This window comes from Deltaproteobacteria bacterium, from assembly GCA_030654105.1.
In the GTDB taxonomy this organism is placed as follows: Bacteria; Desulfobacterota; SM23-61; order SM23-61; family SM23-61; genus JAHJQK01.
The window spans coordinates 1-6282 of the sequence record JAURYC010000131.1 but is presented as its reverse complement, the minus strand read 5'-3'; the positions used below and the strand labels follow the sequence as shown (position 1 = coordinate 6282).

Annotated in this window: 6 protein-coding genes; 3 read left to right on the top strand and 3 right to left on the bottom strand. The window is 52.0% G+C overall.

What is annotated here, in order from left to right; all coding sequences use genetic code 11:
* The 3 genes from Q7V48_05230 to Q7V48_05220 all read right to left on the bottom strand — a co-directional run.
* A partial coding sequence (locus Q7V48_05230; GenBank protein MDO9210137.1) for a VOC family protein occupies positions 1 to 318 on the bottom strand: 318 nt, incomplete at its 3' end.
* A 147-nt stretch (positions 319 to 465) separates the two neighbouring features.
* Entirely contained in the window at positions 466 to 1257 is a 792-nt protein-coding gene (locus Q7V48_05225; GenBank protein ID MDO9210136.1) for an enoyl-CoA hydratase/isomerase family protein, read from the bottom strand.
* Between the two features lie 205 nt (positions 1258 to 1462).
* Entirely contained in the window at positions 1463 to 2398 is a 936-nt protein-coding gene (locus Q7V48_05220) for a nitronate monooxygenase (protein MDO9210135.1), read from the bottom strand.
* 221 nt (positions 2399 to 2619) lie between these two features.
* On the opposite strand from Q7V48_05220, the gene Q7V48_05215 reads away from it, so the two are divergent.
* From Q7V48_05215 to Q7V48_05205, 3 genes are all read left to right on the top strand, one after another.
* Positions 2620 to 4482, top strand: coding sequence for a radical SAM protein (locus Q7V48_05215; protein ID MDO9210134.1), 1863 nt, complete (start codon positions 2620 to 2622; stop codon positions 4480 to 4482).
* A gap of 479 nt (positions 4483 to 4961) precedes the next feature.
* Entirely contained in the window at positions 4962 to 5978 is a 1017-nt protein-coding gene (locus Q7V48_05210) for a uroporphyrinogen decarboxylase family protein (GenBank protein MDO9210133.1), read from the top strand.
* A 50-nt stretch (positions 5979 to 6028) separates the two neighbouring features.
* Positions 6029 to 6282: cytochrome D ubiquinol oxidase subunit II (locus Q7V48_05205; GenBank protein MDO9210132.1), on the top strand; the 254-nt coding region annotated here is incomplete at its 3' end.

Below are 6282 nucleotides of genomic sequence, written 5' to 3'. Positions count from 1 at the left end.
CCGGATCGTGTAAGGTTCCACGGCAAATTCTGCTCCCTTGCGTTTTAATTCGGCTGCGACTTTATCCAAGTTGGACACCCGGAAACCGAAATGGTCAAGCCCCAGGTGAGGGACTACCGGACTGTCGGGCATATCGGTTTCCGCGGGAACCCGCAAGATAAAAATGGCCAGGCCATTGATATCTATGTCGATTCGGCGTCGGCCGTCCGTTTGGACCGATTCGATTATTTTCGCGTCGAACATCCGGTGATAATACTGAGCGGTGGCCATGGGATCCCGGCTGTAGAGATGAATGTGGTTAAAAGTAAAAGCTGCCATAAACCCTCCTTTTTCCATCAGCAATTCTATTGATTGGTTCTTCATTGACATACAAGAAATGGGCCTGTCGTCAGCCTCCCCCTGGCCGTCAATATCCAGTGCCATGCCCACGGCCACACAGAGGCTATCCTTTAATAAGGCCCCTCGTTATCTTCCTTTAAAAACCGGGTCCCTTTTTTCCACAAACGATCTCATCCCTTCCTCCCGGTCTTCCGTATTCCAGCAGAGGGATTGGGCCAGTCGTTCATGGTCCAGGGCTTGCGCCAGGTCGATGCGGGAATAATTCTGGAGCGCCTTTTTGGCCAAAGCCACGGGGATGGGAGCACTCTTCATAAACTTCAGGGCAAAATCTTTGGTGGCCTTGGGTAACTCTTCATGGGGAACCACTTTATTCACCAGGCCGATCCGCAGGGCTTCTTGGGCGTCGATGACCTCACCGGAAAAGATCAGCTCGGCGGCCCTGGCATACCCCACCAGCCTGGGTAAAAACCACACTCCACCCCAATCGGGATGAACCCCCCGGCGTACAAAGGTTTGTCCAAAGCGGGCCCGATCGCTGGCAACCCGCATGTCGCAGGCTAAGGCCAGATTACAGCCTCCACCCGCCGCAACCCCATTAACCGAGGCGATCACCGGCTTTCCCGTGGACTGAATCAGCAGGACCACCTTATCCCGCGTGGGCCTCTGGTCGATACTCAGCGTGGCTTCGGCCCGGGTGGCCCCCGAGACAAATTCTTTCACATCCCCTCCTGCGCAGAAGGCTTTGCCCGCACCGGTGATCACTATCACCTTGACTTCGCTATCGGCAACGGCCACTTCCAGGGCAGCCAGGATCTCCTGCCGCATCCCTCCTCCCAAGGCGTTCATCGAATCCGGCCGGTTCAGGGTGATCGTCCCGATTCCATCTTCCTTATTGAACAATACGAATTCCCAGTTCATTTTGATCCTCCATTCGTTCCCCATATTATTGCCACAGAGGGCACAGAGACCTCAGAGAAACAAAGAAATAAGATATAGATCTGTACCCCTAACGCTCAAATTCTTTAAATTTTATAAAGATATCTGTAATGAATATTATCTGGATGCTTATCCATATTCTTCTTTGTTTTTGCAAATATCTCTGTGATCTCTGTGTGCTCTGTGGCTAAAAAGTTTTTCCAAGATTTTGGGCGACCCTTCTGGCTTCAGCCACCATATCCAGAATCAGTTCTTCGACGGTCATGATTCTTTGAATCAATCCAGCAACCTGTCCCGCGGACATGAGCTTATTGTCCCGGTCATCCCCGCCCTCTCTGGAAATTTTATCCACATAGGTATTGATTTCATCCTGGCCGGCGCCGCTCTCATCCATAGTCCGAATCGTCATAGCCGCTTTGTTCTTCAGTACCCGAATGGGATAGCCTTTGCGCGCAGCGATCATGGTGCTATTATCCTTGGCTTCCAAGATTGCCTGTTTGTGAGTTTCCGAGATGGGGCATTCTTTTGTGGCCAGGAAGCGAGTACCCATCTGGATACCTTCGGCACCCAGGGCAAAGGTCGAGACCCAGCCCCGCCCATCCCCTATCCCCCCAGCAGCCACCACAGGGATTTTAACCGCGTCCACGACTTGCGGGATGAGAACCATGGTGGAAATTTCGTCCCTGCCCACATGGCCTCCCCCTTCAGCCCCGATAGCGATGACTGCGTCTGCCCCCCCCGCCTCTGCCTTTTTAGCCATCTCTACGGTGGCAATTACCTGCAACATCCTGAGCCCGGCTTCTTTGACCCTTTTGATCAATTTCACCGGATCGCCGGCCGAAGTAGTGATGGTTTTTACGCCTTCCTCGATAGCGATCTCCAGGGCTTCAAAGGCATTGGGCCGGTAGATAGGAATGTTGATCCCGAAAGGCTTGTTGGTAAGTGACTGGGCTTTGCGGATCTCCGCCCGTAGCCTCTCTCCTTCCAGACCCGAAGAGGCAATGACCCCGAAGCCTCCGCTGCGGGATACAGCCGCCGCCATTTCGCCCATGGTGATCAAACGCATCGCCCCTTGAATAATGGGATACTCGGAACCCAAGATCTCGGTCACCCGGTTTTCCATCAGTCCCTCCGCAATTGGCTCGGTTTTGTTTTGCAGATTTTCCCCTGGCCTAATCCGAAAACTTATCTCCTCAAACCCGACGATAACCCTTTTTCCTCTCCCTCGTCAAGCATGTTGAAGCTCTTGGCCACCTTCACTTGGCCCTGAACACTGATTTCCTGCCCCCTGCAAAATTCAATAAACGGTAGGCAGGGAGAGGGTAATGGGGTAATATAAAAATCATGGCCGAAGAAACCGAATATGTTTTTCGTTATCCCATCGAGGAAAATGCCCATAAAGACAAGCACGATCCTCTGGCAGAGATGATCCGTATCCAATTGCAGAGCCTTCTCCAACTGCTTTCTCTCTACCATAAAGGGGAAGAGGTGCAAGCGGATGGGTTCCGCTTGATGAATGAAAGGGAGGTCATTCATCCAATTTTTTCACTCGCCGGGGAAATCCCTGAACCTCAAACCCAGTTTAGTGCCCAGTCCGCCAGCGGACAAAATGAAAATTCATCTTTCCAAAGTGTTGGTAATGCCGAGCTTTACGAGCCCCGCATTCCTCACCTCAAGAGAATCTTAGAAAGTCTCCTGTCGGTCGTGGCCCTGGAATCAAACGGAAAGCCGGTCAAGATCGACGGCTTCCGGCTGAAGAACCTGAACCACTGGCTGGTTCCTTCTGCCGGAGACCCGGCAGAAGTTTTCGATCATCTGGCCACGCGGTGCGATTGCCATTGCCGCTTCTGCTATCTCCGAGGAAACCCTCCCTCTTTGGCCCTGCAACAGCCTAAAAGAACGGCCGAGGAGGAATATGACGAAGCTCGAACTCGTCTAAAATATTTCTCACCCCAGAGAAGGTGCGCCCTTTTCCCCACCTTAGGGAGCCCTTACGAGGTCTTATCCCATCCTTACGCCCTTGATCTCTTAACCGAACTGCGAAAAAAAACCGATCGTCCCTTGCGCCTTTCCACCAACGGGAACAAGCTGACGGACGAATTTATCTCTATGCTTTCTTCTCTGAAGCCTATCTACCTTTACCTTTCTTTAAATAGTTCCTCCCCGACGCGACGGCGAGAAATCATGGGAGGTGAGAAGCCAGAGGTAGCCATCCGGGCCCTTCCTTTACTCAAAAAAAGGGAGATCGCCTACGCCGTAATTGTTGTTCCGTGGCCCTTTCCTTCGGTCAAAGCAATGCTCGATGATTTGACGGAAACAATAATTTATGCGGACCAGCACGATGCCCATTTGGTGGAAGTAAGCCTTCCGGGGGCCAGTCAATTCTTTTCCCGGCCCCCGCTCTGCAACCTCGAAGAAATTTGGTCCGGGGTGGTTTCGACAATTCGCTCTCTTCGGGAAAAGAAGCAAATTCCTTTGCTGGTCAAACCCAGCATGTATGAAGAAAACCTCTATGAAAAGCGCAAGAACCTTCCGCGCATAATTGGGGTAGTAAAGAACTCTCCCACTGCCCATGCGGGTTTAAAACCAGGGGACCTGATTCTGGCCATCAACGGTTTGCCGGTATCCTCCAGACCCCAGGCCCGGGACATTTTGCATATCCACCATCTACATAGAGGTAACTCCGTTAAGCTATTGATCCAGTGCCAGGGTGATGTGAGGGAGGTAGAACTCCAACCGGATCATTTTGGTTACCCCTATGCGCCTGAAATCGACCATCACTTAGGGATTATTTTTATGGGTGCGGGGTTCCGCCCCAGCGTTTTAGAGAATTTGCAATCCCTAATTAATGCCCGCGGCGCCCGGAGAGTTTTGTTTTTGTCTTCGGCCTTGGTCCAACCGGTCTTCGAACAAACCCTGAATGAATCATCCTTATTGGGAGGGATTCAGATTCATGTGCGGATTCCCGCCAATCGCTTCTTCGGGGGAAATATTTTCATGGGAGATCTCCTGGTGGTGCAGGATTTCGTCGAGGCCATTCGGGAGTACCTGAAGCAGGAACCCCCGCCCGACCTGGTCGTCATCCCTTCATCGCCCTTCGCCCTTGGAGGTTGGGGAAGAGATTTAACCGGAAGGGTTTATACGGATATTGCCAGAGCCGTGCGCCTTCCGGTGGTTCTCCTCAATTGTGAACCGATTTATGATTAGCTATCCTCCGGCCTCTTTCCTTACCCACCCCCATTTTTTAAACCCACTTTTGTTGTGGTCCGGGCGGAGAGGGCACCTGACGCCGGCAAAATCGGCCCCAGAACAACCTCTATCCCACTCCCTACCGAAAATGGCGGAGGATTTTAGGCGGGAAAGAAAGCTTTCCGGGATCGATGATTAGGGAAAATGATGGGGCACAGAATTTTATTCCATTTCCCGCCGTATCCCATGGAAGGAAGGCTGCCTCATTTTGCCAAGCCAGGTGCTCTCTCTGCCCGGACCAGCGTACCGCCTAGAATGAAAATGCAACCTTTAAAAATGGGGGTGGTTGAGCAGCCCATTTCATATTGATTTCTCCAGCTCGATTCGATACACTTGCAAAAGGTTGCGGAATTGGAATTTTGCAGGCGAATTGGCTTGGCGGTTAAAAGGTTTCGAATTCCCATACGGGGGTCGATCCCCTGGCGAAGGAGGAAAAGTTGACTTCAAAAGAAAGGGTCCTTATGGCCCTTCATTTAAAGCAACCCGATCGCGTTCCGTGGGTTGAAAGCAGTGTGCACAACCGGCTGGCTGAAAAGCTCTTGCAACGAAGCGATTTTGAAAAAGCTACCGTCACCCAGATCTTCGCCGCGCCTGGTTCACGCATCCCACCGCAAGTTTTGGACGTCATCGCCCTTGATAACCTTACCTTCAGCATTGCCCCCCCTCGCTTTGTCCGCAGCCAGAACTATGAAGGGATGGATATAATCGTCGATGGCCTGATCAAGAACGAAGCGGATTTGCCCAAGGTCATTTTACCGGATCCGGAGGCAGATGAATTTTACCAGCCCGCGAAAGATTTTATTGCCCGCTTCCGGGGCAGCAACCGGGCCCTGGGGGTTACTACCCGCATGGGCATCGGCAACACGTACTTAAGCATGGGCATAGAACATTTTAGCCTCATGCTTTATGACAACCCGCAATTCGTTTTGCAGCTCATGGATATTTTCATAGATTGGGCCTGTAAGGCCGTGGAGAAGATCAACGAACTGGGGTTTGATTTCCTGATCGTCCCTGAAGATTTGGCCTGGAAACAGGGGCCTTTGTTTTCTCCCCAGACCATTCGCGACCTCTTTCTTCCCCGCATGAAAAAAGTGGCCGACAAAATTAAGATTCCCTGGATCTACCATAGCGACGGAAACCTTCTGCCCATCCTCGACGACCTGCTAACCTTAGGCATGAATGGTCTGGCCAATGTGGAGCCCAATGCCATGGACATCGTCGAGCTGAAAAAGCGGTATGGCCACCGCATCTGCCTGATGGGCAATATCGACCTGCATTATACCCTCACCCAGGGTACTCCCGAGGAAACGGAAGCCGAAGTCAAAAAGCGCCTGCAAGAACTTAGCCCGGGTGGAGGGTATATCCTGGCAAGTTCCAACGGTCTTACTTCCTACTGTAAGCCCGAGAATGTCTTAGCTATGAGCCGGGCGCTGCTCCAATATGGATTTTATTGAAAGCAGGGTAAACCCTTCTCTTATTCAACCACTAATCCGCGAGGCTTCTGATGAATGATCCCAAGTTCCATAAACCGAGTGCAACCGATGACCCTCCTTACCCACCCCTTGAGCGCAAACAGCCATTGTCGTGGAGCGAGCCGAAGTCCCACCAAGAGGATCCGAACGCCCCGGAAAGGGTGCGCCAGATTATGGCTAGCCCGAGTTATCGCCGGGCTGATTGCGACCTTGATTTCCTCCAGCGGGATGAGGTCAGACCTTCCCGTTTACAGCTTGAGTTCCTGAAACCCGAGGTTCTTTTCGA

Coding starts and splice junctions, on each gene's coding strand:
- Q7V48_05225 (MDO9210136.1), bottom strand. CDS start 1,257: ATGAACTGGGAATTCGTATTGTTCAATAAGGAAGATGGAATCGGGACG.
- Q7V48_05220 (MDO9210135.1), bottom strand. CDS start 2,398: ATGGAAAACCGGGTGACCGAGATCTTGGGTTCCGAGTATCCCATTATT.
- Q7V48_05215 (MDO9210134.1), top strand. CDS start 2,620: ATGGCCGAAGAAACCGAATATGTTTTTCGTTATCCCATCGAGGAAAAT.